This is a genomic window from Cronobacter sp. 153480017-3, from assembly GCF_053627815.1.
In genome coordinates, this window is the sequence record NZ_JBSEYN010000013.1 from 1 (window position 1) to 21802 (window position 21802).

Consider the following 21802-nt stretch of genomic DNA (forward strand, 5'->3'; position numbering starts at 1 on the left):
CTGACCCCATGCCGAACTCAGAAGTGAAACGCCGTAGCGCCGATGGTAGTGTGGGGCCTCCCCATGCGAGAGTAGGGAACTGCCAGGCATCAAATTAAGCAGTAAGCCGGAACGATAATCCGGTGGTGTGAAGAAATTCGGTGGAGCGGTAGTTCAGTCGGTTAGAATACCTGCCTGTCACGCAGGGGGTCGCGGGTTCGAGTCCCGTCCGTTCCGCCACCCTATTTAGGGGCGTAGTTCAATTGGTAGAGCACCGGTCTCCAAAACCGGGTGTTGGGGGTTCGAGTCCCTCCGCCCCTGCCAGAAATTATCCTTAGCTTCGGCTAAGGATTTTTTTTATCTTTTTTCCGCACAATATCCCCCTTCTGCCCGATCTTTCCTTTGCAATTAATCGCAGAACGCTAAGCAATAACTGGGATCTTTAAGAGATCTTTTATGCTATTGTTTTTATCACTGTTCTGCAGCCAGATAGCATAAAGTGGACGAGATAGCGTTGCGCTATCCACCACCGGATGTAAATCACTTTTCTCTTTGACCCAATTCACCGGTAACCAGGTACAGCCGTGTAGCTCCGGCAGCATTTTTCTGGCGATATCAGCGGAGCTGGTTGTCAGTACGGGAATATCTTCTGGCGTAACTAACCCTGCTTCGTGCTGCTGAAAGTCAGGCCCCCATTCAAGTCGTAAATAATGAAGACTACTTTTACTCTGATCTGGCAGCGCGCAGTAAAGGCCTAACGCAAAATGTCCCAGTAGCTGGCTGGAGAATTCATCCATTTTGGGTGCTTCAGTAGTAATAAGCAGGTCTAACTGACGCTCATGCAACTGTTTCACCAGAGACTGACGCTGGGCGATACGTGCTTCAAACTGCATTCCACTCTTTTCCAGATAAAGCCTTGTCAGCCACCCTGAGAGCATACATTCCCAGAGCGATGCGCTGGCACCAATAGAGAAGAGATTATGCCGTGATGTCTGCGCAACATCTTTGCGTGCAGTCTGCCAGATATTCATCAGGTTTTCGGCATACGGTAAAAGCCTTTCGCCCGCAGCCGTCAGGCGTATGTTATTGCGATGACGAGTAAAAAGATTAACACCCAGTTGGTTTTCCAGCTGACGGATGCGAAAGCTCACCGCTGACTGCGTCAGGTACAGCGCTTCGGCCGCTCTGCCAAAATGGCGCGTTCGGCTGACTTCAAGAAAGGTTTTCAGCAAGTCGGTATCCACATCCTTCTCCACAAAAAAATTTGTCGTAATGATTTAAATGTTTTGTTTTACACTCTGTCAAGCGTAACTAATACTCCGCGCCATAAATAGCTCGGCCAAGAGAATTAGGAGCGTGTAGGATGGCGGAAAGCTTTACGACGACTAATCGATTTTTCGACAACAAATATTATCCGCGCGGGTTCTCTCGCCATGGCGATTTCACCATTAAAGAAGCACAGCTGCTTGAGCGTCACGGCTATGCCTTTAATGAACTGGATCTCGGCAAGCGTGAGCCTGTGACTGCTGAAGAAAAACAGTTTGTTGAAGTCTGTCGCGGTATTCGCGAACCTGCTACTGAAGCAGAACGCGTGTGGTCTAAATACATGACCCGCATCAAACGTCCCAAGCGTTTCCATACCCTGTCCGGCGGTAAGCCGCAAATGGAAGGGATGGACGATTTCGTAGAGACGGATGACTAATTACTCATGGGGCGTAAGCCCCATCGTTTTATGTATCGCTTGCTGTCTGCGTAGGGGGGCTGAAAGTTTTCATGCGCGCTACGCCATCATGTTTTGTAAATGCGCCAGCATCCTGTCTATTGCACGATAGCTCAGTGCCTCCTGAAGATGCTCACGACCAATCCATTGTTTCTGTTCACAATCTGCAATCGTGCGTGCCACTTTAAGTAAACGCTGCCAGGCGCGAACCGACAACCCCAGTTTGATTAATGCTGCCTCCAGCCACTGCGCGTCCTCCGGACTAATCACACAAAACTGACGTATTTCCCGGTTATCCAGCATGGCATTGAGTTTTCCCTGACGTGCAAGCTGACGTTCTCTGCTAACAATGACTCGTTCCCTTACTTGCGCGCTGCTTTCACCGGTCTGTCCTGCCTGGCTAAGCATACCTGGCGGGGGAAGCGGGATTTCAAGGGAGAGATCAAACCTGTCAAGAAATGGCCCGGAAAGCCGCCCAAGATAGCGCAGCGTTTGCTCCGGTGAGCAGCGATTGTGATTGCCTTTGTAGTGCCCTGTCGGACTTGGATTCATGGCAGCAATAAGCTGAAAACGCGCGGGATAGGTTAATTTCGCCCTGGTTCGTGAAAGATGGATTTGCCCTGATTCAATCGGCTCGCGTAAAGCATCCAGTACGCGACGTTCAAACTCAGGTAACTCATCCAGAAAAAGCACGCCATTATGGGCAAGTGAGATCTCTCCTGGCGCAGGAATTGCTCCTCCGCCCACCATGGCGTTAAGCGATGCGCTATGGTGAGGGGCCCTGAATGGACGCTGACGCCATTGATGGTGTAAAGAGACGGGGTTGACCAGGCTGAGTATAGCAGCGCTCTCCAGCGCCTCCTGGTCGCTCAGAGGCGGCAGTAAACCATTGAGCCTACTGGCAAGCATGGTTTTACCTGTACCAGGAGGCCCAATAAAAAGCAGGTTATGTCCACCCGCTGCGGTTAACTCAAGCGCGCGCTTTCCCTGTGGTTGACCGATAACCTCGCCCAGATCTCCCGCCGGCTCTCTGAATTCAAAGCCGGATGGCTCAGCGCATTCCAGCTGTGTTTTTCCTTCCAGGAAGGCGCAGACCTCCTGTAGATGATAAGCCACAAGGCAACCCTCTTTATTGATGAGTCCTACTTCAGGGCCATTATCATGCGCGACGATAATTTTCCTTTTACAACCCAGAGCCTCAATGGCGGCTGAAATTGCGCCGGGAACGCCTCTCAGCGCGCCTGTAAGCGCCAGCTCACCTACAAATTCATATTCACCAAGATGGGATGCGCTCAATTGCTCAGAGGCGGCCAGAAGCGCGATGGCGATAGGTAAATCATATCGCCCACCTTCTTTAGGTAGATCCGCCGGTGCCAGATTGATGGTTACCTTTTTAGCCGGAAATTCATAACCGCTATTGATAAGCGCGCTGCGTACGCGATCTCTGGCTTCTTTAACGGTGGTTTCCGGTAAGCCGACAATAGTCAGGCCGGGCAGCCCGGCGCTGATATGTACTTCAACTGTCACGAGCGGCGCCTTAACCCCAAGCGCAGCGCGGGTATGAATAACTGATAACGACATAACACCTCCTGAGAGCAAAATCATCGTCAGAATGAGGTGCCATATCGAGTTAAATTTCGTGTTTTTTCGGTGCAGATAGCAACCTTTTAGCGTAAAAAATTGCACATTCTCAATTTGCACGAGACGTCTCGCAAAAGCGTAATCACCCTTCGAAAAGGCTTTGCGCTTATCATTGCGATGGCGAAAAATCCTGAAAAATTTTCAATGCGCGTTACCGGTTGATTACGCTGGGTTTTAATAGATTTGCTGAATGTATTGCAGTGTCACGTCATAAATATTTCTTGTCACAGCTTTGTTCTCTGTGATAACTCTTTAGGTATTCCTTCGAAAATGACGTAAGTGCATACAGAAATGACAACCCTTCTACTAGTGATTAGCCTGGTCGTGATTAGCGTGGTGGTGATTATTAACCCACCGTGCGGGGCTGCACTCGGAAGAAGAAAGGCTTAGAAATCAAGCCTGAATCATCGAAAACCCCCGCACCGAAAGGTCCGGGGGTTTTTTTATGACCTAAAACTTAAGCGAGGAACAGAGAATGAGTAGTAGCATAAAATTCTGTTGTCCGCATTGTAAGGCGGGGAACTAACTATGAATGGTGCGCAGTGGGTGGTACATGCTTTGCGAGCTCAGGGAGTGGATACCGTATTTGGCTATCCGGGCGGGGCGATAATGCCGGTTTATGATGCGTTATACGACGGCGGCGTGGAACACCTACTGTGTCGGCATGAGCAGGGTGCAGCAATGGCGGCCATCGGTTATGCGCGGGCCACCGGTAAAACCGGCGTATGTATTGCTACTTCCGGGCCGGGCGCGACCAACCTGATAACAGGCCTTGCGGATGCGCTGCTGGATTCGGTTCCCGTTGTGGCTATCACCGGCCAGGTCGCGGCGCCGCTTATCGGTACCGATGCCTTTCAGGAAGTTGACGTACTCGGTCTGTCGCTTGCCTGCACCAAACACAGCTTCCTCGTAACGTCTCTGGACGAGCTGCCAGAAATCATGTCCCAGGCTTTTCATCTGGCGAATTCGGGGCGGCCAGGCCCGGTACTGATCGATATTCCTAAAGATATTCAGCTGGCAAGCGGTGAGCTTGAGCCGTGGCTTTCCAGTGTTGAAGACACGTTTGCCGTACCGCAGGCGGAGCTTGAGCAGGCTCGTGCATTACTGAGCCAGGCTGAAAAGCCCATGCTCTATGTCGGCGGTGGCGTCGGCATGGCGCAGGCGGTGCCTGCGCTGCGCGAATTTATGGCGCAAACGCAAATCCCTTGCGCGGTCACGCTGAAAGGGCTTGGCGCTGTAGAAGCGAGCTATCCGTGGTATGTCGGCATGCTGGGTATGCACGGTACTAAAGCCGCGAACCTGGCGGTGCAGGAGTGCGATTTGCTGATAGCGGTTGGCGCACGCTTTGACGATCGCGTCACCGGCAAGCTCAATACTTTTGCTCCCCACGCCAAAGTTATCCATATGGATATCGATCCGGCGGAACTGAATAAGCTGCGTCAGGCGCATGTAGGGTTGCAGGGCGATCTCAACGCGTTATTACCCGCGCTGCAACGCCCGATGGCTATCGATGCGTGGCGCGATCGCGTCGCCGCGCTGCGACACGATCATGACTGGCGTTACGATCATCCGGGTGAGGGCATTTTCGCCCCGCTGTTGTTAAAGCAGCTCTCGGACCGCAAGCCGGTAAACAGCGTGGTGACCACCGATGTAGGCCAGCATCAAATGTGGGCAGCGCAGCACATGCGCTTCAGCCGCCCGGAAAATTTCATCACCTCAAGCGGTCTTGGCACGATGGGGTTTGGCCTGCCAGCCGCTGTCGGCGCGCAGGTGGCTCGCCCTGGCGATACCGTTATCTGTGTAACCGGTGACGGCTCCTTCATGATGAATATTCAGGAGCTGGGCACCGTGAAACGCAAGCAGCTGCCGCTCAAAATCGTTCTGCTGGATAACCAGCGTCTGGGAATGGTGCGCCAGTGGCAGCAGCTTTTCTTCTCGGAGCGGTACAGCGAAACAAATCTGTCTGATAACCCTGATTTTCTGACGCTGGCCAGCGCCTTTGGTATTGCCGGTCAGCGCATCACCCGTAAAGACCAGGTGGCGGCCGCGCTGGAGACCATGTTCAACAGCGAAGGTCCTTACTTGCTGCACGTTTCAATCGATGAAGCTGAAAACGTCTGGCCTCTGGTGCCTCCTGGCGCCAGCAACTCACAAATGCTGGAGAAAATATCATGATGCAACATCAACTCGCCGTACAGGCTCGCTTTCGCCCGGAAACCCTGGAACGTGTGTTGCGCGTGGTGCGTCACCGTGGTTTTCAAATTTGCGCCATGAATATGGCGACCGGCGCTAATGCGGAAAATATAAATATTGAGCTGACCGTTGCCAGCCCTCGCCCAGTCGAATTACTGTTTAGTCAGCTAAGCAAACTGGTCGATGTCGCATGCGTCGAGATCCAGCAACCCACATCACAACAAATCCGCGCCTGAGCGCAAAAGGAAGAAGAAAAATGACGACGAAAAAAGCTGATTACATTTGGTTCAACGGCGAGATGGTTCCCTGGGGCGAGGCGAAAGTTCACGTCATGTCTCATGCGTTGCACTACGGTACATCAGTCTTTGAAGGGATCCGCTGCTACGACTCGCACAAAGGGCCGGTGGTATTCCGCCATCGTGAACATATGCAGCGCCTGCGTGATTCCGCCAAGATTTATCGCTTCCCGGTTAGCCAGTCTGTTGATGAGTTAATGGAAGCCTGCCGTCAGGTCATTCGCGAAAACAAACTCACCAGCGCGTACATCCGCCCGCTGGTGTTCGTTGGCGATGTCGGTATGGGTGTTAACCCGCCTGAGGGCTACAAGACAGACGTCATCATCGCTGCGTTCCCGTGGGGCGCGTATCTGGGTGCGGAAGCGCTGGATCAGGGCATCGACGCGATGGTCTCTTCCTGGAACCGCGCGGCACCTAATACCATTCCAACTGCCGCCAAAGCGGGCGGTAACTACCTTTCCTCTCTGTTGGTTGGCAGCGAAGCGCGTCGTCACGGTTATCAGGAAGGTATCGCGCTGGACGTTCACGGCTATATCTCAGAAGGCGCAGGCGAAAACCTGTTTGAAGTGAAAGATGGCGTCATTTACACCCCTCCGTTTACGTCTTCCGCGCTGCCAGGCATTACCCGTGACGCCATCATCAAGCTTGCCAAAGATATGGGCATCGAAGTACGTGAGCAGGTGCTTTCCCGTGAATCCCTATATCTGGCGGATGAAGTGTTTATGTCCGGCACGGCGGCGGAAATTACACCGGTGCGCAGCGTAGACGGTATTCAGGTAGGCGAAGGCCGCTGTGGTCCGGTCACCAAACGCGTTCAGCAGGCATTCTTTGGCCTGTTCACCGGCGAGACAGAAGATAAATGGGGCTGGCTGGACCAGGTTAACCCGTAAACACAATAACACCTGCACGGGCGGCCTGAGCCGCCCGGCTTTTGTAGAGACTGGAGTGAAAAGCATGCCTAAGTACCGTTCTGCCACCACCACGCACGGCCGCAATATGGCGGGTGCCCGCGCCTTATGGCGCGCCACGGGAATGACCGATGCCGATTTCGGCAAGCCAATTATCGCGGTTGTGAACTCCTTTACTCAGTTTGTACCGGGCCATGTGCATCTGCGCGATCTGGGCAAACTGGTTGCGGAGCAAATCGAGGCGGCTGGCGGTGTGGCGAAGGAGTTCAATACCATCGCGGTGGATGACGGTATCGCCATGGGACATGGCGGCATGCTCTATTCACTGCCGTCTCGCGAGCTGATTGCCGACTCCGTTGAATATATGGTGAACGCCCACTGTGCGGACGCCATGGTGTGTATCTCCAACTGCGACAAAATCACCCCAGGGATGCTGATGGCCTCCCTGCGTCTGAACATTCCGGTGATTTTTGTCTCCGGCGGTCCGATGGAAGCCGGTAAAACCAAACTTTCCGATCAGATAATCAAGCTCGATCTGGTCGATGCGATGATCCAGGGCGCGAACCCGAACGTCAGCGATGAGCAGAGCGATCAAGTAGAACGTTCCGCCTGCCCAACCTGCGGCTCCTGCTCCGGTATGTTCACCGCTAACTCCATGAACTGCCTGACCGAAGCGTTGGGTCTGTCGCAGCCGGGCAATGGCTCGCTGCTGGCGACCCATGCCGATCGTAAAGATCTCTTCATCAATGCGGGCAAACGTATCGTTTCGCTCACCAAACGCTATTACGAGCAGGACGACGCCAGCGTGTTGCCGCGTAATATCGCGAGCAAAGCGGCGTTTGAAAACGCCATGACGCTTGATATCGCGATGGGCGGTTCCACCAATACCGTTCTGCATCTGCTGGCGGCGGCACAAGAGGCGGAAATCGACTTCACGATGAGCGACATCGACCGTCTCTCCCGTAAAGTGCCTCAGCTGTGCAAAGTCGCGCCCAGCACGCAGAAATACCATATGGAAGATGTTCACCGTGCGGGCGGGGTTATCGGCATTCTCGGCGAACTGGACCGCGCAGGTCTTCTGAACCGTGACGTGAATAACGTGCTGGGCCTGACGCTTTCGCAGACGCTTGAGCAGTACGACGTCATGCTCACACAGGATAGCGCGATAAAAGAGATGTACCGTGCAGGCCCGGCAGGCATTCGCACCACGCAGGCGTTTTCGCAATCCTGCCGCTGGGATTCGCTGGACGATGACCGTCAGGACGGTTGCATCCGCTCGCTGGAACACGCCTACAGCCAGGATGGCGGCCTTGCCGTTCTGTATGGCAACTTCGCAGAAAATGGCTGCATCGTAAAAACGGCGGGTGTTGATGAAGGCAGCCTGGTATTCCGCGGTCCGGCGAAAGTCTATGAAAGCCAGGACGATGCGGTAGAAGCCATCCTCGGCGGTAAAGTCATCGCGGGCGATGTCGTGGTGATCCGCTACGAAGGGCCGAAAGGCGGGCCGGGTATGCAGGAGATGCTCTACCCGACCAGCTTCCTGAAATCGATGGGCCTCGGTAAAGCCTGTGCGCTTATCACGGATGGCCGCTTCTCTGGCGGTACGTCCGGGCTTTCTATCGGTCACGTCTCGCCGGAAGCCGCGAGCGGCGGCAACATCGCGCTGATTGAAGACGGAGACGTCATTGCAATTGATATCCCGAATCGTGGCATTCAGCTTGAAGTGAGCGATCAAGAGCTTGCCGCGCGTCGTGAAGCGCAAGAGGCCCGGGGCGCAGATGCCTGGACGCCGCGTAACCGTGAGCGTCAGGTTTCCTTCGCGCTGCGCGCTTATGCAAGCCTTGCCACGAGTGCCGATAAAGGCGCGGTACGCGATAAATCGAAGCTGGGAGGCTGATGATGGCCGAGTCGCAACCCCTTTCTGCCGCCCCCTGCGGGGCGGAATATCTGCGCGCTGTGCTGCGCTCTCCGGTCTATGAAGTGGCGCAGGTCACGCCGCTGCAAAAGATGGAGAAGCTGTCGGCACGGTTAAATAACGTGGTGCTGGTGAAGCGCGAAGATCGTCAACCGGTGCACAGCTTTAAGCTGCGCGGCGCTTACGCCATGATGGCGAATCTCACCGGTGAGCAGAAAGCGCGTGGCGTGATTACCGCTTCTGCGGGCAACCATGCGCAGGGCGTAGCGCTTTCGGCATCGCGTCTGGGTATTAAATCGCTCATCGTCATGCCGGTCACCACGGCGGATATCAAAGTGGATGCGGTACGCGGTTTCGGCGGCGAAGTATTACTGCATGGGGCTAATTTCGACGAGGCGAAAGCCCATGCGATTTCCCTTTCGCATCAGCAGGGTTTTACTTACGTGCCGCCGTTCGATCACCCGGCCGTGATCGCCGGGCAGGGCACGCTGGCGCTGGAGTTACTCCAGCAGGATGCGCATATCGATCGCGTCTTTGTGCCGGTTGGCGGTGGCGGTCTCGCAGCAGGCGTCGCGGTGTTGATCAAACAACTCATGCCGCAGATCAAAGTGATCGCCGTCGAAGCTGACGACTCTGCCTGCCTGAAAGCGGCGCTCGAGGCTGGCCAGCCAGTTGATTTGCCGCGCGTCGGGCTTTTCGCGGAAGGCGTGGCGGTGAAACGCATCGGCGACGAGACGTTCCGTGTGTGTCAGGAGTATCTCGACGACATCATCACCGTCGATAGCGACGCTATCTGCGCGGCGATGAAAGATCTGTTTGAAGATGTTCGTGCGGTGGCGGAGCCTTCCGGCGCGCTGGCGCTGGCGGGTATGAAAAAGTACGTCGCGCAGCATGATATTCGCGGCGAGCGTCTGGCGCATGTGCTATCCGGTGCTAACGTGAACTTCCACGGGCTGCGTTATGTCTCTGAACGCTGCGAGCTTGGCGAACAGCGCGAGGCGCTGCTGGCGGTGACGATCCCGGAAGAGAAAGGCAGCTTCCTGAAATTCTGCCAGTTACTGGGCGGACGTGCGGTCACGGAGTTTAACTATCGTTTTGCCGACGCCAAAGACGCCTGCATTTTTGTCGGCGTGCGGATCAGCCGCGGTATGGAAGAGCGGCATGAGATCATTGAGCAACTCACCCGCGACGGTTATGGCGTGGTGGATCTCTCGGATGACGAAATGGCGAAGCTGCATGTCCGCTACATGGTCGGCGGGCGCCCCTCACGGCCGCTACGCGAGCGGCTGTATAGCTTTGAATTCCCGGAGGCGCCAGGCGCGCTGCTGCGTTTTCTGCACACGCTCGGTACGCACTGGAACATTTCGCTGTTCCACTACCGCAGCCACGGCACTGACTATGGCCGTGTGCTGGCCGCCTTTGAGCTTGGCGAGCACGAGCCGGATTTCGAAACCCGGCTCAACGAACTCGGTTACGAATGTCACGATGAAACCGGCAACCCGGCGTTTCGGTTCTTTCTGGCAGGTTAACGATAGCCCGGCAGAAGTTTCCAGAAGGCTTCAACAAGCGGCTCATGCAGCCGCTTTTTTTGTGCGCAAACGCCAAGCTCGAACGGCGTTTTTTCATCGCTGCGCTCAAGTATCAGCACGCGATTGCGTACCGGTTCCGGGCTATTTTCCAGCACGACTTCGGGTATCAACGCCACGCCGCAGCCCAGCGCGACCATCGATACCATCGCTTCGTGCCCGGCAACGGTCGCGTAAATAAACGGATTGCTGATTTTATGGCGGCGAAACCACAGCTCAATGCGACGCCGCACCGGGCCCTGATCCGGCATGATAAACGGCACTTTCGTCCAGTCCGGCTCTGGTGCGGAAACCTGTGCGCGCACCGGGCACGGCAGGGCTGGCGCTATCAGCACCACGCTGAGATTTTCCAGCATTGAAAACGCGACGGCCGCGGGCAGCGCTTCCGGTTTACCGGCGATAGCGATATCAGCCTCGCCAGAATTGACCTTTTCCACGGCGTCGGCAGCGTCGCCCGTTGTCAGCTTAATTTCCACCGAAGGATGCTCTGCGCGAAAGCGATCGAGAATCGGCGGCAGATGGCTATACGCTGCCGTGACCGAGCAAAACAGGTGCAGTTCGCCTGAGAGCGTCGGCCCCTGCTGATCGATAGCGTGGCGCAACTGCTGGTATTGCAGCAGCGTCTGCTGCGCGAACTGGCGCAGCGCGTCGCCTGCTTCGGTCAGCGTGACGGCGCGATTATCGCGGATAAACAGCGGCTGGCCGAGATCCTCTTCAAGCCGTTGGATCTGGCGCGACAAGGTCGAGGGGCTGACATGCATAGCCCGCGCACTACGGCCAAAATGGCGGCTCTCTGCCAGATGCAGGAACATTTTCAGATCGCGTAAATCCACAGAAGCGGCTCCCTAAAATATGTTGCATAAAACGCAATGTGACGTTGTTAATATATCAATTTCCGCAACGAATTTCCTGTCATATAGTGGTTTTACGCTGTTTCAGGACACAGGGATGAGAGCTTTCTCTGACCGGGCTCGCAACCCTGCGGCACAAGGCTCGCGAAAACGTCGCCTTCCTGTAACCTGAAATCTGTACCGTCGCTTTTGACGACGCGATAAACAAACAATAAGACACGACAACATCACGAGGTATCACCATGGCTAACTACTTCAATACTTTGAATTTGCGTCAGCAGCTGGCGCAACTGGGCAAATGCCGTTTTATGGCGCGCGATGAATTCGCCGACGGCGCAGGCTACCTCAAAGGTAAAAAAGTAGTCATCGTGGGTTGCGGCGCGCAGGGGCTCAACCAGGGGCTGAACATGCGTGATTCCGGTCTGGATGTTTCCTATGCACTGCGTAAAGAAGCCATTGCCGAGAAGCGTGCCTCCTGGCGCAAGGCGACGGAAAATGGTTTTCAGGTTGGCACTTATGAAGAGCTGATCCCGCAGGCGGATCTGGTCGTTAACCTGACGCCGGACAAACAGCACTCTGATGTTGTACGCGCCGTGCAGCCGCTGATGAAAGACGGTGCCGCGCTGGGTTACTCCCACGGCTTTAACATCGTTGAAGTAGGCGAGCAGATCCGTAAAGACATCACCGTCGTGATGGTAGCGCCGAAGTGTCCGGGCACCGAGGTGCGTGAAGAGTACAAACGTGGTTTCGGCGTGCCGACGCTTATCGCGGTACACCCGGAAAACGATCCGAAGGGCGAGGGCATGGCGATTGCCAAAGCGTGGGCCGCGGCAACCGGCGGTCACCGTGCAGGCGTGCTGGAGTCTTCGTTCGTGGCGGAAGTGAAATCTGACCTGATGGGCGAGCAGACCATTCTGTGCGGTATGTTGCAGGCCGGTTCTCTGCTGTGCTTCGACAAGCTGGTGGAAGAGGGCACAGACCCGGCGTATGCAGAAAAACTGATTCAGTTCGGCTGGGAAACCATCACCGAAGCGCTGAAGCAGGGCGGCATTACGCTGATGATGGATCGCCTCTCTAACCCGGCGAAACTGCGCGCTTATGCGCTCTCCGAACAGCTGAAAACCATTATGGCGCCGCTGTTCCAGAAACACATGGACGACATCATTTCCGGTGAATTCTCTTCCGGCATGATGGCGGACTGGGCAAATGATGATAAGAAACTGCTGACCTGGCGCGAAGAGACTGGCAAAACCGCGTTTGAAAATGCGCCGCAGTATGAAGGCAAAATCAGCGAGCAAGAGTATTTCGATAAAGGCGTGCTGATGATCGCGATGGTGAAAGCGGGCGTTGAGCTGGCGTTTGAAACCATGGTCGCCGCGGGCATTATTGAAGAGTCAGCCTACTATGAGTCCCTGCATGAGCTGCCGCTGATTGCCAACACCATCGCCCGTAAGCGTTTGTATGAAATGAACGTGGTTATTTCTGACACCGCGGAATATGGCAACTATCTGTTTGCTAACGCAGCCGTTCCGCTGCTGAAAGAATTTATGACCAAACTGCAGCCGGGCGATCTGGGTAAAGCCGTAGAAGGTACCGCGGTGGATAACGCGCAGCTGCGCGACGTTAACGATGCGATTCGCAGCCACGAGATTGAAAAAGTGGGGCAGAAGTTGCGCGGTTATATGACCGACATGAAGCGTATCGCGGTCGCTGGCTAATCGGCACTGTTAAAAGGTGGGTGCGTTTCACTTACCCACCCTACATATGGTTAAACGTGGTTTTGTCAGGCGGGTAAGCCCTGCACACCCGCCGCAGGCATGGCCATTAAAAGGTGGGTGCGTTTCATTTACCCACCCTACGTGCGGGTAAACGTGGTTTTGTCAGGCGGGTAAGCCCGCGCACCCGCCGCCAGCGTTTTGAAGTAGTGGCGTTAACGTAGTTTTGTAGGGCGGGTAAGCATCGCGCACCCGCCGTGACGCAAAGAGACGTTCCCTGCCATCAACACCAGAAAAAAGGCCTTCTCTTTGAGAAGGCCTTTTTATCAGTTACGGTACAGCACCTTGATAATGTGGTAGCCAAACTGCGTATGCAGCGGGCCGGTCGGCTCCAGCACCGGGCAGGAGAACACCACTTTATCGAAAGCCGGCACCATCTGGCCCTGGCGGAATTCGCCTAAATGGCCGCCTTTTTTGCCCGACGGGCAAATGGAGTGTTTCTTGGCCAGCTTTTCAAAATCGCCGCCGTTTTTAATTTGCTCCAGCAGATCCAGTGCCAGTTTTTCTTCTTTAACAAGGATATGCAGTGCTGCTGCTGTTTTTGCCATGATCGTGCCTTGAGTGGGGTTGATAACGCTGGCTATACTACCACGCGTTTTTCTCCCTTCGTACTGTCGTACCTGCTGTGGGGAGCCGCTTTCTCCTCTGACTTTCACTGAGTAATTTATGCGTCTGAACCCCGCCCAACAACAAGCCGTCGAATTCGTCACTGGCCCCTGCCTGGTGCTGGCGGGCGCTGGCTCCGGTAAAACCCGCGTTATCACCAACAAAATCGCGCACCTCATCCGCGGCTGTGGCTATCAGGCGCGTCATATCGCGGCGGTTACTTTTACCAACAAAGCCGCGCGTGAGATGAAAGAGCGTGTGGCACAGACGCTGGGGCGCAAAGAAGCACGTGGCCTGATGATTTCAACATTCCACACGCTGGGCCTGGAAATCATCAAGCGTGAGTACGCGGCGCTGGGCATGAAATCCAATTTTTCGCTGTTTGACGATACCGATCAGATGGCGCTTATCAAAGAGCTGACCGAAGGGCTGGTCGAAAACGATAAGGTGCTGTTACAGCAACTGATCTCCACGATCTCGAACTGGAAAAACGATCTGCTAAGCCCACCGCAGGCCGCCGCGCGCGCAATCGGCGAACGTGAGCGCATTTTCGCGCATTGCTACAGCCTTTACGACGCCCATCTGAAAGCCTGCAATGTGCTCGATTTTGACGATCTGATCCTGCTGCCGACATTGCTGTTGCAGCGTAATGAAGAAGTGCGTGAACGCTGGCAGAATCGCATTCGTTACCTGCTGGTGGATGAATATCAGGACACCAACACCAGCCAGTATGAACTGGTAAAACTGCTGGTGGGCAGCCGCGCGCGCTTTACGGTGGTGGGTGACGATGACCAGTCGATTTACTCCTGGCGCGGCGCTCGCCCGCAAAACCTGGTGCTGTTAAGCCAGGATTTCCCGGCGCTCCAGGTGATTAAGCTTGAACAGAATTACCGATCTTCCGGGCGCATTCTGAAAGCCGCCAACATTCTTATCGCCAATAACCCGCACGTTTTCGAGAAAAAACTCTTTTCCGAGCTGGGCTACGGCACCGAGCTGAAAGTCCTTACGGCCAATCATGAAGATCATGAGGCGGAGCGCGTTACCGGCGAGCTTATCGCGCATCACTTTATTAATAAGACCCAGTACAAGGATTACGCCATCCTGTATCGCGGCAACCATCAGTCGCGCGTATTTGAAAAGATGCTGATGCAAAACCGCATCCCGTATCGTATTTCCGGCGGTACGTCGTTCTTCTCGCGCCCGGAAATCAAAGATTTGCTGGCCTATCTGCGCGTGCTGACCAACCCGGACGACGACAGCGCCTTTCTGCGCATCGTGAACACGCCGAAACGCGAAATCGGCCCGGCGACGCTGCAAAAACTCGGCGAGTGGGCGAATCAGCGTAATAAAAGTTTGTTCACCGCCAGTTTTGATATGGGCCTTGCCCAGACGCTGACCGGGCGCGGTTACGAATCGCTGACGCGCTTCACAAGCTGGCTGCAGGAAGTGGCCGTGCTGTCTGAGCGTGAACCGGTGGCGGCGGTACGCGATCTCATTCGCGGTATCGATTACGAAGCCTGGCTTTTTGAAACCTCGCCCAGCCCGAAAGCGGCAGAGATGCGCATGAAGAACGTCAACCAGCTCTTTAGCTGGATGACGGAGATGCTCGAAGGCACCGATCTCGACGAACCGATGACGCTGACGCAGGTGGTCACGCGCTTTACGCTGCGCGACATGATGGAGCGCGGCGAAAGCGATGAAGAGCTCGACCAGGTACAGCTCATGACGCTGCACGCCTCGAAAGGGCTGGAATTCCCGTATGTGTTTCTGGTCGGTATGGAAGAGGGGTTGCTGCCGCATCAGAGCAGCATTGATGAAGACAATATCGACGAAGAGCGACGTCTCGCCTACGTGGGCATCACGCGCGCCCAGAAAGAGCTGACCTTTACGCTGTGCAAAGAGCGCCGTCAGTATGGCGAGCTGGTACGTCCCGAGCCGAGCCGCTTTCTGCTCGAACTCCCACAGGACGACTTACACTGGGAGACCGAGCGCAAAGTAGTAACGCCGCAGGAGCGGATGCAAAAAGGCCAGGCGAATGTCGCGAACATTAAAGCGATGCTGGCGAAAGCGCGCGGCGGATAACACCGTTACGCGTTGAGCCGACAATAAAAAAACCGCCCCTGGAGGCGGTTTTTTTATGCACTAAACGTTACTTAACGTCGAGCTGCCAGTGTACGTAGCTCTGCCAGAGCTGTTCCTGCTCTAACATCTCCGCGCCCAGCGGGTGAACGGAAAGCCAGTCCTGCGGGAGCGATGCGGTGAGCGTGTCGTCATGCGCGGTGAGTGTAACGTCAGGCAGCATGTCGTCGCGCCGACGGCTGGCGAAAATAATCGCCAGACGCAGCAACCGGCACAGACGCTCGGCCACGCGCAGCGGGACGGCGTTTTGCTGTTGCAGCGCGGAGAGATCGACCGTACCGGTCTGGTTCAGCAAGAGCGTCGCCAGCAGCTTTTTCTGCGCGGGCGTAAAGCCCGGCAAATCCAGATTATTCACCAGGTAAGCGGCGTGCTGGGGCGCGCGTTTGAAATCAACCGCCAGGCCCACTTCATGCAGTAAGCTGGCACTGTGCAGCAGCGCACGGCTGAGATCGTCAAGCGCCCATTCACGTTCAACGCTGACGGCAAAACGTTCCGCCAGTTGCGCCACGCGCCCGGCCTGGGCGATATCCACCATGAAACGCCGCTGAATGTTTTTCAGCGTGCGATTGCGAATATCCTGATCCACCGCAAGATGCAGCATGCCGTACACCAGCCCTTCACGCAGCGCGCCGCCGGCAAGCGTCATGCATTCGATTTCCAGTTCGCTGAAAATTGCGATAAGAATGGCGAGGCCGCTTGGGAAAACGAGTGCGCGCTCAAGCGTCAGGCCCTCGATCTCAAGCTCCTCCAGGCGACCGCAGTGGATAGCGCGCGCTTTGAGCTGCTGAAGTTTCGCAAGCGTAATGCGCTCGTCCATTCCCTGCGCCATCATGATTTCCTGCAGCGCCTGTACGGTGCCGGAGGCTCCGACGCAGATTTTCCAGCCCTGGCCGCGCAGCTGCGCGATAACCGGTTGCAGGATGTCGCGGGCGGCCTGTTCGGCGCTGGCGAAATGCTCCTGGGTGAGGCTGCGGTCGGTAAAGAAGCGCTCAAGGAAGGTCACGCAGCCCATTGGCAGGCTGAAGAGCGAGGTCGCGCGCGCGCCGGTGCCGGTGACAAGCTCTGTACTGGCACCGCCGATATCGACAACGAGACGCCTGTCAGCGCCGCCGGTGGTGTGCGCCACGCCCTGATAGATCAGGCGGGCTTCTTCTTCACCGGCAATCACCTGGACGGGGCAGCCGAGGATCTCCTGGGCGCGGGCGACAAACACATCGGCATTAGTGGCAAGGCGCAGCGTCGCGGTGGCGACCACGCGGATTTGCGACGGGGGAATATCCTGAAGCCGTTCAGCAAACAGACGCAGACATTGCCAGCCGCGCTCCATGGCGTCCGCCGAGAGCGCATTGTCGGCACCGAGGCCCGCCGCGAGGCGGACCTTGCGTTTCACACGCGTGAGCGTCTGAATGCTCCCGGCCACCTCACGTACCACCAGCATATGAAAGCTGTTCGAACCGAGGTCGATTGCCGCATACAGTGAGGAGGTGCCGGGCATAGCGTTTATCCTGTACGACGACGGTTACGCGGCGCGCCGGAACGACGCGGGCCATTGCCGGTACGCGGACGCGACAGGCGCTTCGGCGGCGGCAGTTCGCTTAACAGCGCATCCGGGTTGTATTTACTCACCGGAATGGAGTGGCCGATATAGGTTTCAATCGCCGGGAGATTCAGCGCGTACTCTTCACAGGCAAGGCTGATGGAGTGGCCGCTGGCACCCGCACGACCGGTACGGCCGATGCGATGCACATAGTCTTCGCAGTCGTCCGGCAGGTCGTAGTTGAAGACGTGCGTGACGGCAGGAATATGCAGGCCGCGCGCCGCGACGTCCGTTGCGACCAGGATATCGAGATCGCCGCGGGTGAATTCATCCAGAATACGCAGGCGTTTTTTCTGCGCCACGTCGCCAGTCAACAGGCCGACGCGATGACCGTCTGCCGCCAGATGGCCCCAGATGTCTTCACAGCGGTGTTTGGTATTCGCGAAAATAATGGCGCGATCCGGCCACTCTTCTTCGATAAGCGTCTGGAGCAGGCGCATTTTCTCTTCGTTAGACGGATAGAAAAGCTCTTCTTTAATACGGTGGCCCGTTTTCTGCTCCGGCTCGACTTCAACATATTCCGCGTTGTTCATCTGCTCAAACGCCAGTTCGCGCACGCGGTAAGAAAGCGTGGCGGAGAAGAGCATATTGAGACGCTCTGTGGCAGCCGGCATACGGCGGAACAGCCAGCGGATGTCTTTGATAAAGCCCAGATCGTACATGCGATCGGCTTCGTCGAGCACCACGACCTGAATAGCGCCCAGGTTCACGTGGTTTTGTTTGGTGTAATCGATAAGACGGCCGGTGGTGCCGATCAGAATATCGACGCCGCTTTCCAGCACTTTCAGTTGTTTGTCGTAGCCGTCGCCGCCGTAGGCGAGACCAAGCTTAATGCCGGTGGCTTCAGCCAGCGGCTCTGCGTCGGAGTGAATCTGCACCGCCAGTTCGCGGGTCGGCGCCATAATCAGGGCGCGCGGTTGATTCACCTGGCGATTTTCCGCCGCAGGGTGAGAGAGTAAATAGTGAAACGTTGACGTTAAAAACGCCATCGTTTTGCCGGTACCGGTTTGCGCCTGCCCTGCAACGTCACGGCCCGCGAGCGTTAACGGGAGTGCCAGAGCCTGGATAGGGGTGCAGTTATAAAACCCTTTCTTCTCAAGGGCTTGAACTACAACAGGGTGCAGGGCGAAGTCGGAAAACTTCTGTTCAGTCAAGTGTGTTTTGCTCATAGTGTGGTAGAATATCAGCTAACTATTGCTTTACGAAAGCGTATCCGGTGAAATAAAGTCAACCTTATGTTGGTTAATGCTACACCAACATGACAGGCCTAATCTTTGGAGTAAAACATGAGCGATAAAATTATTCACCTGACTGACGACAGTTTCGACACGGATGTACTTAAAGCGGACGGGTTGACGCTGGTTGATTTCTGGGCAGAATGGTGTGGTCCGTGCAAGATGATCGCCCCTATCCTTGATGAAATCGCTGATGAATATCAGGGCAAACTGACGGTTGCCAAGCTGAACATCGACCAGAACCCGGGCACCGCGCCGAAATACGGCATCCGTGGTATCCCGACTCTGCTGCTGTTCAAGAACGGTGAAGTAGCGGCGACCAAAGTCGGTGCGCTGTCTAAAGGCCAACTGAAAGAGTTCCTCGACGCCAACCTGGCGTAATGGTTCCCCGCCGGGGCGATCACGGTTCCTAAATATTCAGGACCGCTGGACGCCCGGCTTCAGTCATGCTAACTTAATTTTTGACTTCAATTTAAACTTACCTTTTAGTTTGAATCTTGTAATACCCGACGCTTCCCGCCCGTGACAATGTCAATACCGAGACCGGTAGGCGAGAAGAGCATTAATTCCGGGACTTATCGCTCATTCCGTCTTGTCGTTTCAGTTCTGCGTTCCTTACCTGCAACCAGGCAACGAACAGACATGAGATGAAGCCCGTTAACAGGCATGGATGACCCTGCCATACCATTCACAACATTACGTTCGAGATTTACCCCGAGTTTAAGAACCCACCACTATGAATCTTACCGAATTAAAGAATACGCCGGTTTCTGAGCTGATTACTCTCGGCGAAAATATGGGACTGGAAAACCTGGCCCGCATGCGCAAACAGGATATTATTTTCGCCATCCTGAAGCAGCACGCGAAGAGTGGCGAAGATATCTTTGGCGACGGTGTGCTGGAGATATTGCAGGATGGCTTTGGCTTCCTCCGTTCTGCAGACAGCTCCTACCTCGCCGGTCCCGACGACATCTACGTTTCTCCCAGCCAAATCCGCCGTTTCAACCTCCGCACAGGGGATACCATCTCCGGTAAGATTCGTCCGCCGAAAGAAGGCGAGCGCTACTTCGCGCTGTTGAAAGTGAACGAAGTTAACTTCGATAAACCGGAAAACGCACGTAATAAGATCCTGTTCGAAAACTTAACGCCGCTGCACGCGAACTCGCGTCTGCGTATGGAGCGCGGCAACGGGTCGACTGAAGATTTGACCGCACGTGTCCTGGATCTGGCATCGCCTATTGGCCGCGGCCAGCGTGGTCTCATCGTGGCACCGCCGAAAGCCGGTAAAACCATGCTGCTGCAGAACATCGCGCAGAGCATCGCCTATAATCACCCGGACTGCGTGCTGATGGTACTGCTTATCGACGAACGTCCGGAAGAAGTGACCGAGATGCAGCGTCTGGTAAAAGGCGAAGTGGTTGCGTCCACGTTCGACGAACCGGCTTCCCGCCACGTTCAGGTTGCCGAGATGGTTATCGAGAAGGCCAAGCGCCTGGTTGAGCATAAAAAAGACGTTATCATTCTGCTCGACTCCATCACCCGTCTGGCGCGCGCTTACAACACCGTTGTGCCGGCCTCCGGTAAAGTGCTGACCGGTGGTGTAGACGCCAACGCCCTGCATCGTCCGAAACGTTTCTTCGGCGCGGCGCGTAACGTGGAAGAGGGCGGCAGCCTGACCATTATTGCGACTGCTCTGATTGATACCGGCTCTAAAATGGATGAAGTTATCTATGAAGAGTTTAAAGGCACCGGTAACATGGAACTGCATCTCTCCCGTAAGATTGCGGAAAAACGCGTCTTCCCGGCTATCGATTACAACCGTTCCGGTACCCGTAAAGAAGAGCTGCTGACGACGCAGGAAGAACTGCAGAAAATGTGGATCCTGCGTAAAATTATTCACCCAATGGGTGAGATTGATGCGATGGAATTCCTCATCAATAAACTGGCGATGACCAAAACTAACGACGAATTCTTCGATATGATGAAACGTTCGTAGTTAGCGGAAACTCGGGGAACGCCACGTCACGACGTGGCGTTTTTCTTTGTTGCTCTATACGATAGGCAACGGGCGTGATCTTTACGCGATTTTCAGTAGAGGCGCGTCAGTTTTTATCTGGCCTGAGCTATGTTTATCTTACTGAATAATAATTAGTCTGTTCAGGGATGAGGGGCGGAGGAGTGCTTAGAAAGCCCGACTGCCGCAGTTATACTTCCTCCGGACTTAACGTTTGCAGAGAGCGCACACTGTGAATTTAGTTACCGTTGGTACTGAGCTACTCAGTATTTTTTTATTCACATTTGTTTTTCTTTTTTTCGCACGAAAGATCGGCAAAAGAGTGGGTCTGGTTGATAAACCCAACTTCCGTAAGCGCCATCAGGGGCTTATCCCGCTCGTGGGCGGCATCTCCGTCTACGCAGGCATCTGCTTTACCTTTTTCATCGCGGACTACTACATCCCTCATGCAGCGTTATATCTCGCGAGCGCCGGGGTGCTGGTGTTTGTCGGCGCGCTGGATGACCGTTATGACATTAGCGTAAAAATTCGCGCCGTGATCCAGGCCGTTATCGGTGTGGTCATGATGACAGTGGGCGGGCTCTATCTGCGAAGTCTCGGGTACATTTTCGGCTCGTGGGAGATGGTGCTGGGGCCGTTTGGGTATTTCCTCACGCTGTTCGCCGTCTGGGCGGCGATTAACGCCTTCAACATGGTCGACGGTATCGACGGCCTGCTGGGCGGCCTGTCGTGCGTCTCTTTCGCGGCCATCGGGATGATCCTGTGGTTTGACGGGCAGACCAGCCTGTCGATGTGGTGCTTTGCCATGATAGCCGCCATTCTCCCTTACATTCTGCTAAACCTCGGCGCGTTTGGGCGGCGTTATAAAGTCTTTATGGGCGATGCGGGCAGTACGCTTATCGGGTTTACGGTTATCTGGATCCTGCTGGAAACCACCCAGGGGAAAACGCATCCGATTAGCCCGGTGACTGCGCTCTGGATCATCGCGATTCCGCTGATGGACATGATAGCCATCATGTACCGTCGTCTGCGTAAAGGCATGAGCCCGTTCTCACCAGACCGCCAGCACATTCATCATCTGATCATGCGCGCCGGTTTTACTTCTCGCCAGGCGTTTGTCCTTATTACGCTCGCCGCCGCGCTGCTGGCCGGTATTGGCGTGGCGTCAGAATATGCGGCCCATATTATCCCTGAGTGGGTAATGTTGGCATTATTCTTGCTAGCATTTTTCTTCTACGGCTACTGTATCAAACGGGCATGGAAAGTGGCGCGCTTCATCAAACGCGTTAAGCGTCGTATCAAGCGCGGAAGCAACAAGCCCACCGCTAATTAAAGAAAAACGGGGAC

The 21802-nt window shown here is 55.3% G+C and carries 18 protein-coding genes, 2 tRNA genes and 1 rRNA gene; 15 read left to right on the forward strand and 6 right to left on the reverse strand.

Annotation, left to right across the window (positions count from 1 at the left end; all coding sequences use genetic code 11):
* The 3 genes from rrf to ACUW6V_RS19610 all read left to right on the forward strand — a co-directional run.
* Positions 1-88, forward strand: a 5S ribosomal RNA gene (gene rrf / locus ACUW6V_RS19600); the annotation flags it as partial.
* A 54-nt stretch (positions 89-142) separates the two neighbouring features.
* Positions 143-219: transfer RNA gene (locus ACUW6V_RS19605), tRNA-Asp, on the forward strand.
* Positions 220-227: 8 nt separating this feature from the next.
* A tRNA-Trp gene (locus tag ACUW6V_RS19610) sits at positions 228-303 on the forward strand.
* Positions 304-401: 98 nt separating this feature from the next.
* Here the strand turns inward: ACUW6V_RS19610 and hdfR are convergent.
* Positions 402-1235 (reverse strand): HTH-type transcriptional regulator HdfR, encoded by an 834-nt coding sequence (gene hdfR / locus ACUW6V_RS19615; RefSeq protein WP_012126064.1) that lies wholly within the window; start codon positions 1233-1235, stop codon positions 402-404.
* Positions 1236-1342: 107 nt separating this feature from the next.
* On the opposite strand from hdfR, the gene ACUW6V_RS19620 reads away from it, so the two are divergent.
* A complete protein-coding gene (locus ACUW6V_RS19620) occupies positions 1343-1681 on the forward strand; it encodes a DUF413 domain-containing protein (protein ID WP_004387280.1) in 339 nt (112 codons plus the stop codon).
* Positions 1682-1759: 78 nt separating this feature from the next.
* Here ACUW6V_RS19620 and ACUW6V_RS19625 read toward each other — a convergent pair whose 3' ends face one another.
* Positions 1760-3280, reverse strand: a complete 1521-nt coding sequence (locus tag ACUW6V_RS19625; RefSeq protein ID WP_104674119.1) for a YifB family Mg chelatase-like AAA ATPase — start codon at positions 3278-3280, stop codon at positions 1760-1762.
* 351 nt (positions 3281-3631) lie between these two features.
* On the opposite strand from ACUW6V_RS19625, the gene ilvL reads away from it, so the two are divergent.
* The 6 genes from ilvL (at position 3632) to ilvA (ending at position 10181) form a co-directional block, all read left to right on the forward strand.
* Positions 3632-3730 carry an ilv operon leader peptide gene (gene ilvL, locus ACUW6V_RS19630; RefSeq protein ID WP_071601137.1) on the forward strand — a complete coding sequence of 33 codons (99 nt, stop codon included), beginning with the start codon at positions 3632-3634 and terminating at the stop codon, positions 3728-3730.
* Positions 3731-3868: 138 nt separating this feature from the next.
* Positions 3869-5515, forward strand: a complete 1647-nt coding sequence (gene ilvG / locus ACUW6V_RS19635; protein WP_105504539.1) for an acetolactate synthase 2 catalytic subunit — start codon at positions 3869-3871, stop codon at positions 5513-5515.
* Positions 5512-5769, forward strand: coding sequence for an acetolactate synthase 2 small subunit (ilvM, locus tag ACUW6V_RS19640; RefSeq protein WP_004387277.1), 258 nt, complete (start codon positions 5512-5514; stop codon positions 5767-5769). The genes ilvG and ilvM overlap by 4 nt, the downstream gene beginning before the upstream one ends.
* Positions 5770-5789: 20 nt before the next feature.
* Positions 5790-6719 (forward strand): branched-chain amino acid transaminase, encoded by a 930-nt coding sequence (locus tag ACUW6V_RS19645; protein WP_004387276.1) that lies wholly within the window; start codon positions 5790-5792, stop codon positions 6717-6719.
* A 64-nt stretch (positions 6720-6783) separates the two neighbouring features.
* Positions 6784-8634, forward strand: a complete 1851-nt coding sequence (gene ilvD / locus ACUW6V_RS19650; protein WP_088278166.1) for a dihydroxy-acid dehydratase — start codon at positions 6784-6786, stop codon at positions 8632-8634.
* Positions 8635-8636: 2 nt separating this feature from the next.
* Positions 8637-10181 (forward strand): threonine ammonia-lyase, biosynthetic, encoded by a 1545-nt coding sequence (gene ilvA, locus ACUW6V_RS19655; protein WP_104658979.1) that lies wholly within the window; start codon positions 8637-8639, stop codon positions 10179-10181.
* Here the strand turns inward: ilvA and ilvY are convergent.
* The gene (ilvY, locus tag ACUW6V_RS19660; protein ID WP_004387273.1) at positions 10178-11071 is read right to left on the reverse strand and encodes an HTH-type transcriptional activator IlvY; all 894 of its coding nucleotides are present in this window, start codon (positions 11069-11071) and stop codon (positions 10178-10180) included. The two genes, ilvA and ilvY, sit on opposite strands and share 4 nt — an antisense overlap.
* Before the next feature lie 260 nt (positions 11072-11331).
* Here ilvY and ilvC point away from each other — a divergent pair, with 260 nt between their 5' ends.
* Positions 11332-12807 (forward strand): ketol-acid reductoisomerase, encoded by a 1476-nt coding sequence (gene ilvC / locus ACUW6V_RS19665; RefSeq protein ID WP_004387272.1) that lies wholly within the window; start codon positions 11332-11334, stop codon positions 12805-12807.
* Positions 12808-13130: 323 nt separating this feature from the next.
* On the opposite strand, the gene ppiC is transcribed toward ilvC, so the two are convergent.
* On the reverse strand, positions 13131-13412 hold the full coding sequence (gene ppiC / locus ACUW6V_RS19670; protein WP_001140255.1) for a peptidylprolyl isomerase PpiC: 282 nt from the start codon (positions 13410-13412) through the stop codon (positions 13131-13133).
* Positions 13413-13530: 118 nt separating this feature from the next.
* On the opposite strand from ppiC, the gene rep reads away from it, so the two are divergent.
* Entirely contained in the window at positions 13531-15552 is a 2022-nt protein-coding gene (gene rep / locus ACUW6V_RS19675) for a DNA helicase Rep (protein WP_007892210.1), read from the forward strand.
* Positions 15553-15619: 67 nt separating this feature from the next.
* Here rep and gppA read toward each other — a convergent pair whose 3' ends face one another.
* Positions 15620-17104: a guanosine-5'-triphosphate,3'-diphosphate diphosphatase gene (gene gppA, locus ACUW6V_RS19680; RefSeq protein WP_007892208.1), complete on the reverse strand. Its 1485-nt coding sequence runs from the start codon at positions 17102-17104 to the stop codon at positions 15620-15622.
* A gap of 5 nt (positions 17105-17109) precedes the next feature.
* Complete coding sequence (gene rhlB / locus ACUW6V_RS19685; protein ID WP_007872554.1) at positions 17110-18375, reverse strand: ATP-dependent RNA helicase RhlB; 1266 nt, start codon at positions 18373-18375, stop codon at positions 17110-17112.
* Positions 18376-18492: 117 nt separating this feature from the next.
* Between rhlB and trxA the strand changes: the two genes are divergently transcribed.
* The 3 genes from trxA (at position 18493) to wecA (ending at position 21788) form a co-directional block, all read left to right on the forward strand.
* Complete coding sequence (trxA, locus tag ACUW6V_RS19690; protein ID WP_004386384.1) at positions 18493-18822, forward strand: thioredoxin TrxA; 330 nt, start codon at positions 18493-18495, stop codon at positions 18820-18822.
* Positions 18823-19177: 355 nt separating this feature from the next.
* Complete coding sequence (rho, locus tag ACUW6V_RS19695; protein WP_004386383.1) at positions 19178-20437, forward strand: transcription termination factor Rho; 1260 nt, start codon at positions 19178-19180, stop codon at positions 20435-20437.
* A gap of 250 nt (positions 20438-20687) precedes the next feature.
* Entirely contained in the window at positions 20688-21788 is a 1101-nt protein-coding gene (wecA, locus tag ACUW6V_RS19700) for a UDP-N-acetylglucosamine--undecaprenyl-phosphate N-acetylglucosaminephosphotransferase (protein ID WP_012126056.1), read from the forward strand.
* Positions 21789-21802 lie beyond the last annotated feature (14 nt).

Coding starts and splice junctions, on each gene's coding strand:
- ACUW6V_RS19620 (WP_004387280.1), top strand. CDS start 1,343: ATGGCGGAAAGCTTTACGACGACTAATCGATTTTTCGACAACAAATAT.
- ACUW6V_RS19625 (WP_104674119.1), bottom strand. CDS start 3,280: ATGTCGTTATCAGTTATTCATACCCGCGCTGCGCTTGGGGTTAAGGCG.
- ilvL (WP_071601137.1), top strand. CDS start 3,632: ATGACAACCCTTCTACTAGTGATTAGCCTGGTCGTGATTAGCGTGGTG.
- ilvG (WP_105504539.1), top strand. CDS start 3,869: ATGAATGGTGCGCAGTGGGTGGTACATGCTTTGCGAGCTCAGGGAGTG.
- ilvM (WP_004387277.1), top strand. CDS start 5,512: ATGATGCAACATCAACTCGCCGTACAGGCTCGCTTTCGCCCGGAAACC.
- ACUW6V_RS19645 (WP_004387276.1), top strand. CDS start 5,790: ATGACGACGAAAAAAGCTGATTACATTTGGTTCAACGGCGAGATGGTT.
- ilvD (WP_088278166.1), top strand. CDS start 6,784: ATGCCTAAGTACCGTTCTGCCACCACCACGCACGGCCGCAATATGGCG.
- ilvA (WP_104658979.1), top strand. CDS start 8,637: ATGGCCGAGTCGCAACCCCTTTCTGCCGCCCCCTGCGGGGCGGAATAT.
- ilvC (WP_004387272.1), top strand. CDS start 11,332: ATGGCTAACTACTTCAATACTTTGAATTTGCGTCAGCAGCTGGCGCAA.
- ppiC (WP_001140255.1), bottom strand. CDS start 13,412: ATGGCAAAAACAGCAGCAGCACTGCATATCCTTGTTAAAGAAGAAAAA.
- rep (WP_007892210.1), top strand. CDS start 13,531: ATGCGTCTGAACCCCGCCCAACAACAAGCCGTCGAATTCGTCACTGGC.
- gppA (WP_007892208.1), bottom strand. CDS start 17,104: ATGCCCGGCACCTCCTCACTGTATGCGGCAATCGACCTCGGTTCGAAC.
- rhlB (WP_007872554.1), bottom strand. CDS start 18,375: ATGAGCAAAACACACTTGACTGAACAGAAGTTTTCCGACTTCGCCCTG.
- trxA (WP_004386384.1), top strand. CDS start 18,493: ATGAGCGATAAAATTATTCACCTGACTGACGACAGTTTCGACACGGAT.
- rho (WP_004386383.1), top strand. CDS start 19,178: ATGAATCTTACCGAATTAAAGAATACGCCGGTTTCTGAGCTGATTACT.